The sequence below is a fragment of the Streptomyces sp. NPDC005899 genome (genome assembly GCF_040629645.1).
Classification (GTDB): domain Bacteria; phylum Actinomycetota; class Actinomycetes; order Streptomycetales; family Streptomycetaceae; genus Streptomyces.
Map to the genome: position 1 here is coordinate 28,776 of NZ_JBEXWB010000019.1, position 16,400 is coordinate 45,175.

10 protein-coding genes are annotated in these 16,400 nt (G+C 71.3%); 3 read left to right on the plus strand and 7 right to left on the minus strand.

Annotated features, from left to right (window positions below):
- Positions 1–16: 16 nt before the first annotated feature.
- From ABZ371_RS04750 to ABZ371_RS04765, 4 genes are all read right to left on the minus strand, one after another.
- On the minus strand, positions 17–298 hold the full coding sequence (locus ABZ371_RS04750; protein WP_358673428.1) for an STAS domain-containing protein: 282 nt from the start codon (positions 296–298) through the stop codon (positions 17–19).
- The gene (locus ABZ371_RS04755; protein ID WP_358673457.1) at positions 298–4,425 is read right to left on the minus strand and encodes a SpoIIE family protein phosphatase; all 4,128 of its coding nucleotides are present in this window, start codon (positions 4,423–4,425) and stop codon (positions 298–300) included. Before ABZ371_RS04755 ends, ABZ371_RS04750 begins: the two co-directional genes overlap by 1 nt.
- Before the next feature lie 777 nt (positions 4,426–5,202).
- Positions 5,203–6,099 (minus strand): phytanoyl-CoA dioxygenase family protein, encoded by an 897-nt coding sequence (locus ABZ371_RS04760; protein ID WP_358673431.1) that lies wholly within the window; start codon positions 6,097–6,099, stop codon positions 5,203–5,205.
- A complete protein-coding gene (locus ABZ371_RS04765; RefSeq protein ID WP_358673434.1) occupies positions 6,086–8,200 on the minus strand; it encodes a prolyl oligopeptidase family serine peptidase in 2,115 nt (704 codons plus the stop codon). The genes ABZ371_RS04760 and ABZ371_RS04765 overlap by 14 nt, the downstream gene beginning before the upstream one ends.
- 285 nt (positions 8,201–8,485) lie before the next feature.
- Between ABZ371_RS04765 and ABZ371_RS04770 the strand changes: the two genes are divergently transcribed.
- Complete coding sequence (locus tag ABZ371_RS04770) at positions 8,486–9,739, plus strand: MFS transporter (protein ID WP_358673437.1); 1,254 nt, start codon at positions 8,486–8,488, stop codon at positions 9,737–9,739.
- On the opposite strand, the gene ABZ371_RS04775 is transcribed toward ABZ371_RS04770, so the two are convergent.
- From ABZ371_RS04775 to ABZ371_RS04785, 3 genes are read right to left on the minus strand one after another with little or no spacing between them, the layout of a single operon-like run.
- Positions 9,682–10,674, minus strand: coding sequence for an NAD-dependent epimerase/dehydratase family protein (locus tag ABZ371_RS04775; protein WP_358673439.1), 993 nt, complete (start codon positions 10,672–10,674; stop codon positions 9,682–9,684). The two genes, ABZ371_RS04770 and ABZ371_RS04775, sit on opposite strands and share 58 nt — an antisense overlap.
- A 50-nt stretch (positions 10,675–10,724) precedes the next feature.
- A complete protein-coding gene (locus ABZ371_RS04780) occupies positions 10,725–11,558 on the minus strand; it encodes a bifunctional 5,10-methylenetetrahydrofolate dehydrogenase/5,10-methenyltetrahydrofolate cyclohydrolase (protein WP_358673442.1) in 834 nt (277 codons plus the stop codon).
- Positions 11,555–12,178: a cyclodeaminase/cyclohydrolase family protein gene (locus tag ABZ371_RS04785; protein WP_358673445.1), complete on the minus strand. Its 624-nt coding sequence runs from the start codon at positions 12,176–12,178 to the stop codon at positions 11,555–11,557. The genes ABZ371_RS04780 and ABZ371_RS04785 overlap by 4 nt, the downstream gene beginning before the upstream one ends.
- A gap of 281 nt (positions 12,179–12,459) precedes the next feature.
- Here ABZ371_RS04785 and ABZ371_RS04790 point away from each other — a divergent pair, with 281 nt between their 5' ends.
- A complete protein-coding gene (locus tag ABZ371_RS04790; protein ID WP_358673448.1) occupies positions 12,460–14,250 on the plus strand; it encodes a carbamoyltransferase C-terminal domain-containing protein in 1,791 nt (596 codons plus the stop codon).
- 77 nt (positions 14,251–14,327) lie between these two features.
- Positions 14,328–16,400, plus strand: a 2,073-nt coding sequence (locus tag ABZ371_RS04795; protein ID WP_358673451.1) for an amino acid adenylation domain-containing protein, incomplete at its 3' end; no start/stop codon positions are given.

Sequence of the window (16,400 nt, forward strand, 5' to 3'; positions counted from 1 at the left end):
CACGTGAGGAGGATCCTCAGTGGCGCGTGGTGAGGGCGGTCAGTCCGGAGATGGTCAGAACCGGGGTCAGGAGCGGGCCTGCGATGAGTTCAAGGCGCTCGGCATGGGGAAACAGGACGCTCAGGCCGGCGCTGTCGAGGTACTCGACTTCGGTCAGATCCAGGACGAGGGGGCCGGGTGCGCCGTCGAGCGCGGCGGCCAGGCTGTGCGTGTTGCTCATATCGATCTCTCCGACCGCGGTCAGCACGGCCGTTCCGTCCGGCCGCCGACCGGGCGTCAGGGTCAGGGGCGTAGTCATCAGGCGATCCTCGTATGCATGTCGACGGTGGTTCCGGTCGGGCCTTGGGTGACGGTGACCTGCTGCATCAGGGCCCGCATCAGCCCCATGCCTCGGCCGCGGTGTGCGTTGCGCTCGGGCTGCGGCACCTTCCACCGTCCGGTGTCCGCGATGGTCAGGCGGAGGTTGTCGACGGACGCCTCGGCGCGGAAGTAGACGGTGTCGCCCGGAGCGTCACGGTGCCCGTGCTCGATGGCGTTGGCGCAGGCTTCACCTGCCGCCACAAGAACGTTCTGCACGGTGCCCGGCGGCAGGTCGCACTGGGCGAGCCAGCCGCGCAGGGCCCTGCGGACGGGAGCGAGCTGACCCGATTCCGCTGGGAAGGACATCTCCAGCGGAGCCGGGTGCCGGTAGAGCAGCAGGGCGACGTCGTCGTCGTAGCCGCCGGCGGGCGCCAGGCGGGACATGACGTCGGTGGCGAGGTCGTCGATCGCGGTGTCCCGTCCGGCTTGGAGTGCCTCGCCCGCCTGGTCGATGCCTGCGCTGAGCGGGCGGCGGCGACGTTCGACGAGTCCGTCGGTGTACAGCAGCAGGGTGGAGCGAGCCGAGATGGTGCAGCCGCCCTCAGGGCGCGGGGTGCCCGGACGGACAGCCAGCGGCAGCGAGCGCCCGCCCTCCAGGAGCTGGACGGGGCCGTCGGGCTGGACGAGGATGCCGGGCGGGTGCCCGGCGCTCGAGTAGGTGAGCTGACCGGTCCCGGTGTCGAGGACCCCGCAGAAGACAGTGGTGCACACCGCGCCGGGGACACCGGCGGCGAACTGGTCCAGGGCCATGAGCGCCTGGGCCGGGCCGACGTCCTGCAGCAGCAGAGCGCGACAGGCGCTGCGCAACTGGCCCATGACGCTGGCGGCTTCCAGGCCGCGGCCGACGCAGTCGCCGACGACGATGCCGATACGGCCTTCGGGCAGGGCGACGGTGTCGTACCAGTCGCCACCGACCTCCAGGGGCCGGGTGGCCGGCTCGTAGCGGACGGCGAAGCCGTCGGGCAGACGGGAGGGGCCGAGGATGGCGCGCTGCAGGGCGATGGCGGTCTCGCGCTGCTGGTCGATCTGGTGTGCGCGGACCAGGCCCTGGGCGATGTGGCCGGCCAGGAGGGACAGCAGGAGCTGATCCTCGCTGGTGAAGGGACGCTGCTCGCCCAGATCGACCCACAACACCAGGACACCTTCCGGGTGTTCCAGGACGACGGTGGCCTCGCCCTGGCCCGGAACGGCGCTGAGCACCGGCTGTTCACGCAGGCCGGAGAGCATCTGGCGGCGTTCGGCGGGCAGTTCCTGCCAGGTGAGGGAGGTGTCGGTGCAGGTGAGGGCGGGCTCGTCGCCGGCGCCGAAGACCACGGCCGTCACCTGCCGGGCACGCCACAGTTTCCTCAGTTCCTCGAGGGAGCCGTCGACGGCGTCGGGCAGGCTGGGGGCCTGGGACAGGCGTGTGCTCAAGGCGGCCAGCGCGGTTTCGCGCTGGATGGCGAAGTGCTCGGCGCTCACGTCGCGGAAGGTTCCGACGATCACGGTGCGGTCGGTATCGGGGTCCTGGACCTGATTGAACGTGGCCGTCACCCACAGGCGGTGCCCGTCGCGGTGGGTGACGGGGATGGTGTAGCTGCCGCGTTCCTGACCGGTCAGTGTCGCGAAGGCCTCGGCGACCTGGCGGTGGGCTTCGGGGTCGGTGGCCTCGTCCGGCCACCAGGGGTGGATCGGCTGGTAGGGCAGGTCTTCGGTGCCGTAACCGAGGATGGTGGTGAAGGAGGCGTTGATCTCGATGACCGCGCCGTCCTCGTCGCAGACGAAGAAGGCTTCCTGGAGCGAGTCGACCAGGGCGGTGCGCCAACGAGCGTGGTGGTTGCGCAGCCGGGCCAGCTTCACGTTGGCCTCGACACGGGCGAGGAGTTCGGCCGCGGCGAACGGCTTGACGAGGTAGTCGTCCGCGCCTGCCCGCAGGCCCTCGATGGACGCCTCCTGTCCGGCGCGGGCGGACAGCAGGATCACCGGCACCGAAGCGGTGCTCTGGTCGGTGCGCAGCGCGCTGACCAGGGACAGTCCGTTCAGGCGGGGCATCATGACGTCGCTGACCACGAGGTCGGGAACGTCGGTCCGGATGGTGTCGAGGGCCTGCTGCCCGTCGTTGACCGCGTGGACCTGGTAGCCGGCGCCGCGCAGGAGCCGGGTCAGGTACTCGCGCATGTCGGCGTTGTCGTCGGCGATCAGTACCCGCGCCGGGGCCGGCAGACGGTTCGCCTGCCCCTTGTCGTCGGCCTGAGAGAGGCCGCGCGGTTCGTCGGCCGCCATGCCGGTCTCCTCGCCCGGCAGCCAGCGCAGGGCTTCCTGGACGAAGGGGTCGGCGGCGGTGGCGGGGGACGCGTCGGTGTCCGTCTCCGTGCGGATGGCGTCGGCGGGCAGGTGGGCGGAGCCGAAGGGCAACCGGATGCTGAAGCGGGTGCCCTCCCCTGCGGCGGAGGAGGCGGTGATGGTGCCGCCGTGCAGGCCGACCAGTTCCTTCACCAGGGCCAGGCCGATGCCGCTGCCCTCTTTGGAGCGGGACCGGGCGTTCTCGATGCGGTGGAACCGTTCGAACAGGCGCGGCATCTCCTCGGCCGCCACGCCGATCCCGGTGTCCGCGACCGTCACCAGGGCCTCACCGTCCTGGACGCCCACACTTACGCGGATCGCGCCGTCGAAAGTGAACTTCAGCGCGTTGCTGAGCAGGTTGAGGACCACCTTCTCCCACATGCTGCGGTCGACGTACACCGCCTCGGGCAGGGGTTCGCACTCAACCTGGAAGTCCAGACCGGCGTGTTCGACGGCGGAGCGGAACACACTCGCCAGCGCACCGGTCACCGTGGCCAGGTCCACCGGTTCATAGCTCGCCCGCATCCGGCCCGCCTCGATGCGGGAGAAGTCAAGAAGCATGTTGACCAGCTTGCCCAGCCGCAGCCCGTTGCGGTGGACGGCCTCCAGTTCCTCGCGCAGGCGCGGCTCCGCGTCGGCGAGCTGCTGCCGTAGCTCCTGGACCGGCCCCATGATCAGGGTCAGGGGGGTGCGGAACTCGTGGCTGATGTTGGAGAAGAACGTCGTCTTGGCCCGGTCCAGTTCCGCGAGCTCCTCGGCGCGGCGCTGCTGCGCCTGGTAGCTGCGGGCGCTGGCGACCCCGGTGGCCACGTGACCGGCGACCAGCTCGACGAAGCCGCGGTAGCCCTCGTCCAGGTCGCGGTAACGGTTCAGGCCCGCCACCATGAACCCGTACGGTGTGCCGCCCTGCTGGAGCAGGGGGACGACAAGGGCCTGGGTGGGCGTCTCTTCCCACGCCCCGGAGGACAGGCCGGTGAACGGCTCGTCGTCGAGGGACACCAGCACGGACTCGCCGCGCACCAGGGCATCGGTCGACCAGGGAGAGGCGGAGCCTGCGGGAATGATCTCCGCTGCCGCCGGATGAGTGGACACGAGCCCGGTGGCCGAGGCGAGACGAGCGTCGCCATCGTCCTGGAAGAGGTAGGTCAGGGTGAAGGGGAGGTCGTACGGGTTGCGGCTGAGCTGCTCGGCGGCGAAGTCGAGCATCTCCTGCTCGGTACGCACCACACTGGGATCGGAGCCCAGGTCGCGCAGGGTCGCCATTCGGCGCTCGCCGATGACCCGCTCCGTGTCCTCGCTGACCACGCACAGCATGCCCACCACGGCGCCGTCGTCGTCGCGCAGCGGACTGTAGGAGAACGTGTGGTAGCTCTCCTCGGTGTAGCCGGAGCGCTCGACGAACAGCAGCAACGCCTCGTCCCAGGTCGCCTCGCCGCTGTTCAGGACGGTGTCGATGCGCGGACCGATGTCGCCCCAGATCTCCGACCAGACCACGCTGGAGGGCCGGCCCAGCGCCCAGGGGTACTTCTGCCCCAGCGTGTCGCGCCGGTACGCCTCGTTGCAGAAGAACGTCAGCTCCGGCCCCCAGGCCATCCACATGGCGAACTTCGACGACAGCAGGATGCTCACGGCGGTCCGCAGACTCTGCGGCCAGTCCTGCGGCTCTCCCAGCGGCGTCGCCGACCAGTCCACCCGGGCCAGCTCCTGCCCGATCTTCCTGTCGGCGGTGAACACCTCGTCCATGGCCGCTGACGGGATGGTGAGCTCACCGTCCTCCGAGCGCGTCACAGCAGACACCCTTCCACTTGTCTCAGCCCCTTATGTACGAAGCACCGCCCGAGACCGCTCCACAGCATCGCTGGACAGCGAACACCCCGGACCGGGCACCCCGCAGAAATCGTCGAGGGCGTTCACACCGCCCGAAGACCCAGCGGCGCAATCAGTAGGATAGGACAGCCGTGCCGAGGGTCATGCCCGGGGAGCCCGCACCGTGACGGGGTGGTGATTACTGAGACCTGTCAGCACGACGCGCCCGACAACCGGGCAGCAGTGGGCGTGGACAGGCCCGGCGCGTGGGGTGGCCTCGGCCGCCGCCACACCCGCCCAGGAGCGGGCCGGATCCGGTCGGGCGATGGATGGGCCGCGGTCTGGCCGTGCTCGGACTCGCGCCGGGTGAGCAGGTCACCGAGGTGCAGCTGCGGAACCTGTTCGGTGAGCGGGGCCGGCACCCGGACGCGGACCGGAGCGAGGCCGACCGGCTCGCCGCGGGCGCCTTCCGGAGGATGTCCTCCGCTCCCCTCGCCCAGGCACGGAGGATGAGCGGTCACCTCCCGCTCCGGCCGCCGCCGGCCGCGCCGTCCCGCGCTCCTCGTTTCGACGCATTTCCCGGAGCTGGTCGCATCCGGGAACGGGAGGTCGTCGCGGGCGGATGCGATCAGTTCCAGCGGCGAGCGCCGATCGAGCCGCGTCCCGCGCCGCACCCGCAGCCCGTCCGGCCCCGCCCGAGGGCCGCGGACGTCGTCAGGCGGACGCCGGCGAGGCGGGAGGCCAGACCGTCGGGCATATCTCCGGATCCGCGTAGTCGGGCTCACCGTTCGGCAGGCGCCCGACGAATCCGTCGTGCACGTACTCCGCGGGTGTGCCGTCGGTTTCGACCGCCGGGACGTAATGGTTGGCGGCGTCCTGGTAGTGGATGCTGATCGCGTTGCGGGAGACCTCACTGAGGTTGGCTCCGCTGCCGTGCAGGGTGAGAGGGTGGTGGAAGCTCACCTGCCCACGCCTGAGCTCGATCCTCCGAACGTCCACCGACACGGCCCCGGATCGGAGGGCATCGATCCGGTCCCACAGCAGGTCATGGTCCTCGGTGATGAAGGTCTTCGCCGTACGCAGGGCTCTCACGTCCGTGGTGTCGGGCCAGGCGTGGCTGGCGTCCATCACGGCCAAGGTGCCCATCGAGACCGTGGTGTCCTGCAGAGGCACCCACGCCGTGGTCATGCGCGGAGAGGAGCAGGTGGCCCAGTACGCCCGGTCGCAGTGCCAGCCCACGCGCGCGTACTGCCGCGCCGCGCCCGGACGCTTTCTGATGAGAGCCGTGTTGAAGATCCGGAGCTGGCTGCTGCCGGTGAGCAGCGCCGCGGTCCGTGCGAGGGCGGGAAACGACGTCAGATCCGATATGGCCTGGTATTGCAAGGCTATGTACTGATTGAGTCGCGTCGGTCGGGGCATTCCGGGCGGCCAGGCGAGAAAGTCCCTCAGGCCTTGAGGGACCCTCAGGTCGCGACGGTCCTCGTCGAGGCCGCGCACCACCTCCTCCGCGCGGTCGAGGAGATCTTCGGGCAGGACGGTGCCGGTCGCGAACCAGCCGTGCTCCCGGTAGAAGGTGAGGGCTTCGGTGTCGAGGACGTCACTGGTGGCCATGGGCCACACTCTCCTTCGGTCGTGCCGCTAGTGCCTGCTTGAGGAAGTGGCTCTGTGACCGCATCACTCCCTCGACCATGGCGTGCGGAGTCCGGTGGGTCGCGGCCGAGAGCGGCAGCACGGTGTGGGGGCGCCCTGCGGCCAACAGGGCGCTGGACAGTCGCAGCGTGTGCGCGGCCACCACGTTGTCATCCGCCAGCCCGTGAATGAGCATCAGCGGGCGGCACAGCGAAGCCGCCTCGGTGAGGGGCGAGTTCGCCGCGTACACGTCCGCCCGCCCTTCAGGGTGCCCGAGATAGCGCTCGGTGTAGAAGGTGTTGTACAGCAGGCGGTCCGTCACCGGGGCTCCCGCCACCGCCGCGTGGAAGACGTCCGGCCGGCGCAGCACGGCCAGGAGCGCGAGGTAGCCGCCGTGCGACCACCCGCGGATCGCCACCCGGTCCAGGTCCAGCAGGCCGGGGAAACGCTCGGCGGTCGCCCGCAGGGCGTCCACCTGGTCCTCCACGTTCATCCGGGCCTCGTCGAACTGGATCGACCTGTCCCAGACCGGCCCCCGCCCGGGAGTGCCCCGGCCGTCCGCGACGAGGACGGCGAACCCCTGTTCGGCGAACCACTGGGAGAACAGGTACTTGTCATGCGCCGCCAGCACGCGTTGTGCGGCCGGTCCGCCGTAGGGATCGAGGAGGACCGGAAGGCTCCCGTCCCCCGGGCGGTGACCGGCGGGCAGCAGCACCGCGCACCTGAGGGCTCGGTCGCCGACGCTGAGGAGGTGCGGCCGGGCGGTGAGCACCGGTTTCTCCGCGACGCTCACCAAGCTACCGGTGCGGCAGCCGGCGGTGTGCACGTGGACGACCGTCCCGGGGCGGTGCAGCGACTGCGAGACGGTGACCAGCACCCGGCCCGACCGGGCGGCGTGGTGCACCCCCGGGGCCTCGGTCCACTGTTCGGTCCCGGCGCCGGGCCCGGCGCTGTGGACGTGGATCTGCGTCGGGTCGTCGCCGCTCGCGGTGAACAGCACGTCGTCGCCGACATCCAGAAGGGCGCGGACCTGGAGACCGTCCGGTGTCACCGGCCGGTCGTCGATCAGCAGCCGGTACGCGCCTCGGCGCGCCGCGACGCGGGCCAGCCGGCCGTCGGTGGTCCACGCCGGCGCGCCCGGAACGACCGAGACCCAGTGAGCGTCGATCTCCTCGGCCCGGACCTCGGTCGTGCCGTCGTCCGCCACCGAGAGGACCCGCAGGATGCGCTGGTCGCGCGACTGGACCTGGAGGAGGGCCGGCCCGTTTCCGGACCAGTGGACGGCGCTCAGGTAGGGCAGCGCCGTCTCGTCCCAACGGATTCGGTGGCGGTTGCCGTTCAAGGCGACACGCCACAGCGTCACAGCGGCGTTCGCGGTGCCGGCAGCCGGATAAGGGACACGGTGGGGCGGGCGATGTGGACTGGCGGGGTCGGACAGGTACCACTTCGCGACCTCACCGGTGTCCACCCGGGCCACCAGCAGGCTCTGCCCGTCGGGCGCCCACCAGAACCCGCGGGTGCGCCCCATCTCCTCTGCGGCGACGAACTCCGGTAACCCCCATGTGACTTCGGGGTCCTCGGACTCGGCGAGTGTGGTGTCCGGCCCGTGCGACGACGTCACGTGCAGGGCGCCGCCGGCCACGTAGGCGATACGGGTTCCGGCCGGATCCAGGCGGGGGGCGACCGCGCCGGGAGCGGCCGGCACCCCGTGCACCCGGCCCGATCCGAGATCGACGTGGAAGAGGTGTCCCGACAGGGCGAACACGGCGGTCCGCACCGCACGGTCGACCGCGAAGGAGGTGATGCCGACGGCCGACTCCCTCGTCCGCTCGCGGAGCGTCCGCTCGGCCTGCGGCGGCCGGTCCGCTCCGCCGTCCAGCAGGCCCACCGGATCGGCGATCAGGCGCTCCGCCCCGTCCGCCGCGTCGCGTACCCACAGGCAGGTGCGGGTGTCCGCCCCGGTCCGGGTGCGGAGGAAGGCCATGCGCACACCGTCGGGCGCGATCCGGAAGGCACGGGGCACTCCCAGAGTGAATTGACCGGTACGGGCGTACTGGGCGGGAAATATCGCCTCGGCATTCAACTGCCACTCCTGGCATCGATTTCGCGTATCTTGACGACGATCCGGGCACTGGATAGCATCCAGCTGTGATCCACAACCTGCTCGTCGCGCGGAGATATCTCGATCTCTCACGACTGCATTCGTCCTTCTGTCGCTGCTGTTGATCCCACCGCCGATTCGGCGTCTGGGCCCGGCGTGAGGGAAATAGCGATTATCGGCGGACATGCCGGGGCAGGTCACTCGACCGTACCAGCGGCCGATTCCTCGTGTCCATGCCTGCATTTGACGCAACGGGTGAGGGACAGCATGGCAGAGGGACTTCCGCGGGAAGTGCGCGCGCTGGTGGCGGCCGGATTTCTGGTATCGGTCGGATACGGCTTCGTCGCACCGGCGATTCCACTGTACGCACGCGGATTCGGTATCAGTTACGTGGCGGCCTCCGCGGTGGTCAGTGTCTTCGCCGTCATGCGGCTCGTGGGCGCGGCACCCGCCGGGCGTCTGGTCGACCGGTTCGGCGAGCGTGACAGCTACGTGCTCGGGTTGCTCCTCATCACGATCTCCACCGGCGCCTGCGCCTTCGCGGACGCGTACTGGCAACTGTTGGTGCTGCGGGCGGTGTCGGGCCTCGGATCGGCCCTGTTCACGGTGGCGGGCGGGGTGTTGCTGGCCCGCACGGCACCGCCACGGTTGCGCGGCCGGGCCTCGGGGGTCTACAGCACCTTCTTCGTCATGGGCGGGATCAGCGGGCCGCTGCTCGGGGCCGGTCTGATCGCCGTCGACCTGCGGACGCCGTTCCTGGTCTACGGTGCCGCGCTACTGCTCGCCGCCGCGCTGATGCTGGCCGTGCTTCCCCGCCCCAAGAAGGCCCCGCCCGCCGCCGTCGGCGCCGTGGAGACGGCCACCGGCTTCGTCGGGACACTTCGCCACCCGGCTTACCGGGCTGCCCTCGTCTCGAACTTCGCCAACGGCTGGGCAGTGACGGGGGTACGCGTTTCGCTGGTGCCCCTCTTCGTGGTCGACGGCCTCGGCCGGGACGCCAGTTGGGCAGGCGCCTCGCTGGCCGCCTTCGCCGTCGGCAACGCGGTGGTGCTGCTCGGCGCGGGCGTCTGGTCCGACCGCAGAGGCCGGAAGCCACCGGTGATCCTGGGCCTGCTGCTGGCCGGTACCTGCACCGGGGTGATGGGGCTGACGGATCAGTTCGCGCTGTTCGCCGCCCTGTCCTTGGCGGCCGGGCTCGGCAGCGGCATGCTCACCCCGCCGCTCAACGCGGCGGTGGCCGACGTTTTGGGAGCACGGGGGCGGGGCGGCCCCGTGCTGGCCGGTTTCCAGATGGCAGCCGACCTCGGCAGCGTCGTGGGACCGTTGGCAGCCGGCGCGCTGGCCGGCCGCTTCTCCTTCGCGGTCGCCTTCACGGTGACCGGGCTCTGGGCACTGCTGAGCGTTCCGCTGTGGATGCGGGCGCCGGAAACCCTGCCCGCGGCCGGTTCCCCGGGCGCCGTGGATCAGCCTGAGCGGAGCACCAGTTCCTCACGTTCGCGGGTCAGCCAGGGCCGGGACTGAAGCGTCGCCCGGTGCCGCGGGGAGCGGGACAGCCAGGCCCACGTGTCCGAGACGGTCTCCTCCAGCGGCCGGAACCGCGCTCCGGAGGCAAGGACGCGGTTGACGTCGACGTCGTAGACGTCCGCCTCTCCGGGCCGGTGCGGGATCCACAGCGGTAGCTCGGTCCAGGGCCGGACACCGTGGGCGAGCAGCCGGTCCTCGGCGACCCAACGCAGCGAAGCAGACCCGCCGGTCACCGTCCGGCAGGCATCGAGCAGGCGGCCCGTGGTGGCCCGGCCGGGAGGGCAGACGACGTTGTACCCGCCGCCGAGTCCGGCCGCCCCCGCGTCCAGGACCCACTCGGCGAGGTCGCGGGCGTCCACGTACTGCATCTGCCGTCCGGCCGGACCGGGCGCGAGTACCTCGGCGTGCTCGCTCATCCGCAGCAGCCACCAGGGGAGTCGGCCCACGTACTCCCACGGGCCCACCACCAGCCCGGCCCTGGCCAGCAGAGCCCGGTCGCCGAAGGCCGCGACCACCTCGCGCTCGGCCGCGGCCTTGCGCTCCGGGTAGCCGGACGGTTCGGCCGGCCCGCCGACCAGCAGTGGCCGGGCCTCGGTCAGCGGGGCGGGCGCGGGGTGCCGGTAGACGGTGAGACTGGAGACGTAGCAGTAGGTGCCCACCGCTTCGGCGAGGAGCCGGGCGGTGGCCCCCACGGCCGAGGACGGGCCCTGCCAGGTATCCACCACCTGGTCCCAGCTCCGGCCTCGCAGCCGTGCGAGATCCGCTGGACTGGTGCGGTCCCCGGCGATCTGCTCCGGAGCCCGGCCCCCGTCCCCGTACGTGGTCGGCGGGTCCCAGTTGAACGTGGTGACCACCCAGCCTCGGGACAGGGCGGCGTCCACCACCGCCCTGCCGACGAAGGCCGAGCCGCCCAGTACCAACAGACGCCGCATGTCCCGCTCCTTGGCACGTCCCCGTTTACCGGGGGTTCGATCGTGGCCGGTCAGCCGCGGGCGGCCGTCACCGTGTGTCGGAGCAACAGCGCCGCCGTGACCGGTCCGACCCCGCCGGGCACCGGGGTGAGGGAGGCGGCGCGGCCCTCCGCGCCGGCCGGATCGACGTCGCCCGCGAGTCCGCCGTCATCCGTGGGATTCGTCCCCACATCGATGACCACCGCGCCCGGCTTGATGTGCTCGGCGCCGACGAAGTGGGGCCTCCCGACGGCGACCACCAGGACGTCCGCCTCGGCGCACACCGTCTCCAGGTCCGCGGTGCGGGAGTGGCAGACCGTCACTGTGGCGTGCTCGTTGAGCAGTAGCAACGCGGCGGGCTTGCCCACGACGGTCGAGCGGCCCACCACCACGGTCCGGGTGCCCGTGAGGGCGACACCCTCCCGGTGCAGCAGTTCCAGGACGGCCGCGGCGGTGGCCGGCGCGAACGTCGGAAGGCCCGCGGCGAGACGTCCGAGGCTGGTGGGACTCGCTCCGTCCACGTCCTTGCGCGGGTCGATGTGGGCGGCCACCTCCTCCAGCAGCACCCCGTCGGGCAGGGGGGTCTGGCAGATGACGCCGTGCACCGAGGGGTCCGCGGACAGCTTGCGCAGAACCTCCGCGACCTCCGCCGCGTCGGGGTCGTGGAGGTTCTCGACCCGGCTGGTCACGCCGGCCCTGGCGGCAGCCCGTTCGATCGAGCGCACGTACCAGGCGGTGGCTTCGTCCCGGGTCGGTACGACGATGGCCAGGGTCGGATCGGTCCCGGCGGAGCGCAGGTCCCTCGCCGCCGCGGAGACCTCGGACATGATGTCGGCGGCCACGGCACGCCCGTCGATGAGCTTCACTTCGCGATCCTCTCCCGGACCTCGGCCACCACGGCGTCGGCTTCGGCGCCCGCGGTCACGGCGGCGGTGAGCCTGTCCCGTACGGCGGTGCGGTGTGCCTCGTCCGCGAGTGCGGCGAGGTTGACCTCCACGTTGACGACTGCGGCGTCGAGCGCGGCGCGTGCGGAGGAGGCGGCGACCGCGACGTCCGAAACCACGTTGACGTTGGATCCGGGCAGGATCCTGCGGGCGAGTCCGATCACCTCGGCGGCCAGCTCGGCGGTGCGCAGCGGTACGTCGGCGGCACCGACCAAGGCCTGCTGGATGGCTGCGGTGCGAGCCTGCTTCTCTTCGGCGGTGGCCTTGGCGAGCTTGTAGGCGGCGATGACCGAGCCGAAGGCCGCCGCGTCGTCCGCGGCCAACCGCAGGGCCTGTCCGCGAAGCTCCTCGGCCTCGACGAGGGCCGCGGACAGCTCCTTCTCGTGAGCGGCGTACTTGGGCCTGCCGATGGTCAGGTTGCACACCATGGAGATCAACGCGGCGCCGACCGCGGCGTTCATCGCCGCCGCCGCGCCGCCACCCGGTGTGGACGACTCGGACGCCAGCTCGTCGAGCCATCCGCCAACGGTGTCGTTCCGCATGCAAGCTCCCTCAGGAATCGGTGCAGGGCAAGGCCAAGGAGAGCCTACACAGCTCAGAAGGGCGACACGTCGGCGTCGCACGGACGCGATGACGATCCCCGGAAACGTCAACTCTTCTTCGCGGCAACGTAGATGGCTAGGACGCCGACGGGCGGCGCTACATGTTTCCGCAACACCCCGGCAATGTTTCGTGTCTATGATCGAATCGGCATCAGCAACGCGCATCTTTTTCCCGTTGTTTGGACGTCTCGTCACCCGAGGGAAATGGGGCACCACCTCTCATGGGGCATGCGGCTGTATTAGGTTTCAGCGGACTCTCGCTGGCTCGCACGTTCAAGGAACGCAGCTGGCCGGATCTCGAATCGCGTGAATACGCCATTACGCAGGGCGCCGACGCGGCTGCCGCGCTCGTGGTCGGCGGCCGACTTGTTGCTGCTGCCGCCGAAGAGCGGTTCGACGGAGTGAAGCACTCGTCGGCTTTCCCCGCCGGTGCGGCGGATTTCACCCTCGAAACCGCCGGACTGAAAGCTTCACAGATAGACCTGGTGGCGCACTGTTTCTCCTTCGGGCCCGAACGCGACTTCTACACGGGTCAGGGTGACTACTACCGGGGGCTCTACGAAACGGCTCTTGACCCCGACGTCAACAGAGCCGTCGCGGAGCGATGCCTGGGCCGCGACCTCACGGGGCGGTTCCGGGCGGTTCCGCACCATCTGGCGCACGCCGCCAGCGCCTACTACCCCAGCGGATACGAGGACGCGCTCGTCCTGGTGTCGGACGGCCTGGGGGAGCGCCACTCGGCGACCGTGTACGCCGCGGGCGCGGGAGGCCTGCAGACCCTGGCCGAAGTGCCCGCCCACAGCTCGCTCGGACTGCTCTACGGGCTCTTCACCCTCTACCTCGGCTTCGCCTTCGGTGACGGAGAGTACAAGGTGATGGGGCTGGCGCCGCACGGCGACCCTTCCCGCCACATCAACACCATCCTCCGGGACTGGGTGCACCTGGATTCCGGCGGCCGTTACTTCGTGCCCCTGCTGCTGGAGAACGTCAGCGACCTCGACAAGGAGACCTACGGAGCGGCACTGGCTGTCATGGAAGGCCAGTTCGGCCCCCGACGGGACCCGGCCGACCCGGTCGAGCAGCGGCACAAGGACATCGCCGCGGCCCTGCAGGCAGTCCTCCAGCGCGCTCAGCTCCACCAACTGACGCACTATCGGGGGGAGACCGGACTCACCCGGCTCTGCCTGGCCGGCGGAGTGGCGCTGAACTGCTCCGCCAACGGAGTGCTGCTGCGCAGTGGCTTGTTCGAGGACCTCTACGTCCAGCCCGCCTCCGGGGACGACGGAGCGGCGCTCGGCGCCGCCTACGTCGTCTCGGCCGAACTCGGCGAACGACCCGAGCCGGTCATCGGCACGGCCTTCGGACCCGCCTACGGCCCCCGGGACCACGAGCGGGCGGCAGCCCGACCGGGACTGGACGTCCGGCGGACCCAGGACGACGCCGAACTGGTCGCCCTCACGGCGCGGTTGATCACCGAGGGCCAAGTCGTCGGCTGGTTCCAGGGTGCGATGGAGTTCGGCCCGAGAGCCCTCGGGCACCGCAGCATCCTCGCCGATCCGCGCCGTGCCGAGATGAGGGAACGCATCAACTCCCTCGTGAAGAAGCGGGAGTCCTTCCGGCCCTTTGCGCCGGCCGTCACCGAGGAGGCCGCCACCGCCATCTTCGAGATCGAGCCGGAGGACGTGCACCGCTTCGCCGAGATGCTGTTCGTCGGCTACGTCCGCCCGGCGTACGCGGAGCGGCTGCCGGCCGTCACCCACGTTGACAGCTCCGCCCGCGTGCAGAGCGTCGCCCGTGCGGCCTCGCCGCTGTTCTGGTCGCTCATCGAAGAGGTCGGAGAGCTGACCGGCCTGCCGGTCGTGCTGAACACCTCTTTCAACGTCGCCGGCCAGCCCATCGTCCGTACGCCCGACGAAGCCGTACGGACCTTCCTCGACGCCGGTCTCGACGCCCTCGTGCTGGGCCGCCTCGTCATCACCCGGACTGCCGCCGAACACAGTGCGGCGAGCTGAGCCGGGACACCCGAGACCGCCGCGAACTCACCCGGCCCGCCGCTCAACGGCGGGCGCCCGCCATCGTCAGGGGACACATGACCCTCAACGATCCTGCCCGCAGCGCCCACCCCGAGCAGGGCGCCGAGGCCGACTCCTTCCCGCTCTCCACCCGGCCCACCGCCCCCTCCTTCCGCCGCACGACGGGCGTACTCGCCCTCGGTGGCGGGGGAGAACTGCGGGATCTGGTCGCCGCCCTGGCCGTCGTGCTGAGCCGGCACAACGAGCTCCGACGGATCGCGGTCGGCGTTCGCCACGCGCACGGCGACCTGTCCGGCCTGCTGACCCTGCATCTCGACCTCGGGGACGAGCCCACCTTCGCCTCGGCGTCGGCGGCGGCCGGACGGGCGCTGGAGGAAGTACGTGGACTGGGCGAGGAGCACGTACGGGAGCGGCTGGCCCTGCCGGCACCCGCCTGTGTCGTCTCGGTGGCCGACTCGCCCGGTGCCGCACCGGACCCCCTCGGCGGTACGCCCCGACGGACGACCCCGCGCGGGGTCCGGGGCGCGACCGAACTGCACCTGACGGCAGACCCGCACGGCGGCCGGCTGCACTACGAGTTCCGGACGGACGTGTTCGACGCCGTCACCGCGCGCCGCATCGCCGAGCAGACCGCCCGGGCGCTCGACCAGGGAACACGGCGGCCGCAAGCGAGGATCGAGGACCTGGAACTGGCCGGGCCGCGGGAGCGGGCCGAATTGCTGGCGCTGAGCCCGTCCGCCGGCGAACCGGTCACCACGCGGATCGAGGAACTGATAGACCGGCACATCGACCGCGGCGGAGACCGCGTCGCGGTCTCGTGGGGGACGGGGCGGCTCACCTACCGGGAGCTCGGGCTACGGGCGAACTGGCTGGCCCTGCGCCTCGTCGGGCTCGGAGCCGGACCGGGCCGGCGGGTCGGCGTGCGGCTGGGCCGCCCCGACCACCTGGCGACCGTGTTGCTCGCCGTACTCCGGACCGGCGCCGCCTACGTGCCGATCGACCCGGCGGCACCCTCGGAGCGGCAGAAGCTCGTCGCGGGACTCGCCGGCCTGACGCTGCTGGTGACGGACGAGACCGACACCGTGACACCGGCCGGGACACGGGTGGAGGTGCTGCCGGACCGGCTGCCCGAGGCCGAGGAGGGGCCCGCGCCGACCGGCTCGCCGGACGACGCCGCCTACGTCCTGTTCACCTCCGGCTCGACCGGGCGGCCCAAGGGCGTCGAGGTCGCGCACCGGAGCGTGGTGCGGCTCTTCACCACTACGCGTGACCTCTTCGGTTTCGGCGCCGAGGACACCTGGCTCAACTCCCACGCGATCACCTTCGACGCCTCCGTCTGGGAGGTGTACGGAGCCCTGCTGCACGGTGGTCGCGTGGTGATCGCACCGTCCGGGACGGTTCAGGACCCCGAAGCGCTGGTGACCCTGGTCGAGGAGGAGGGCGTCACCATGCTCACCATCTCCCCGACCGCCTTCGACGGGTTCCGGGACGCGGCCCTGCGGCGGGGCGCTGAGTTCGCCCGGCTCAGGTACACCGTGCTCTGCGCCGAGGCGCTCAACCCCGCCGCTCTCGCCCCCTGGTTCGAGAACTGGGGTGAGCGGACGCCCGCACTCGTCAACATGTACGGCATCACCGAAACGACGGTGCACAGCACCTTCCACCGGCTCACCGCGGCCGATGTCCGAGACGGCCGCTGCCGGATCGGCAACGGTCTCCCCGACACCCCGGTGTACGTGCTGGACGGGCAGGGCCGCCCGGCGCCCTTCGGGGTACCCGGCGAGATCCATGTCGGCGGACCCGGCGTGGCCCTCGGATACGTGGTGGCCCCGGACGCCGAGCGGGCCCGCTTCACCGTGGATCCGTACGCCGCCGTGGAGGGTGCCGGGCTCTACCGTTCGGGCGACCGGGGCCGCCGGCTCCCGGACGGCACCATCGAATACCTGGGCCGGCTGGACGACCAGGTCAAGATCCGCGGATATCGGATCGAGCTCGGCGAGGTCGAGACCGCCCTGCTGGCCCACCCCTCGGTACGCTCCGCCCGGGCCTGGGTGATCCGTCGGCCGGACCGCCCGCCGCTGCTCGCCGCGGCCGTGGTGCCGGCCCGTACGAGTGCCGGCCCCCGACCCGAG

Bases quoted from the DNA above. Each gene is read 5' to 3' on its own strand.
- ABZ371_RS04750 (WP_358673428.1), bottom strand. From the start codon at position 298: ATGACTACGCCCCTGACCCTGACGCCCGGTCGGCGGCCGGACGGAACG.
- ABZ371_RS04755 (WP_358673457.1), bottom strand. From the start codon at position 4,425: ATGGACGAGGTGTTCACCGCCGACAGGAAGATCGGGCAGGAGCTGGCC.
- ABZ371_RS04760 (WP_358673431.1), bottom strand. From the start codon at position 6,099: ATGGCCACCAGTGACGTCCTCGACACCGAAGCCCTCACCTTCTACCGG.
- ABZ371_RS04770 (WP_358673437.1), top strand. From the start codon at position 8,486: ATGGCAGAGGGACTTCCGCGGGAAGTGCGCGCGCTGGTGGCGGCCGGA.
- ABZ371_RS04775 (WP_358673439.1), bottom strand. From the start codon at position 10,674: ATGCGGCGTCTGTTGGTACTGGGCGGCTCGGCCTTCGTCGGCAGGGCG.
- ABZ371_RS04785 (WP_358673445.1), bottom strand. From the start codon at position 12,178: ATGCGGAACGACACCGTTGGCGGATGGCTCGACGAGCTGGCGTCCGAG.
- ABZ371_RS04790 (WP_358673448.1), top strand. From the start codon at position 12,460: ATGGGGCATGCGGCTGTATTAGGTTTCAGCGGACTCTCGCTGGCTCGC.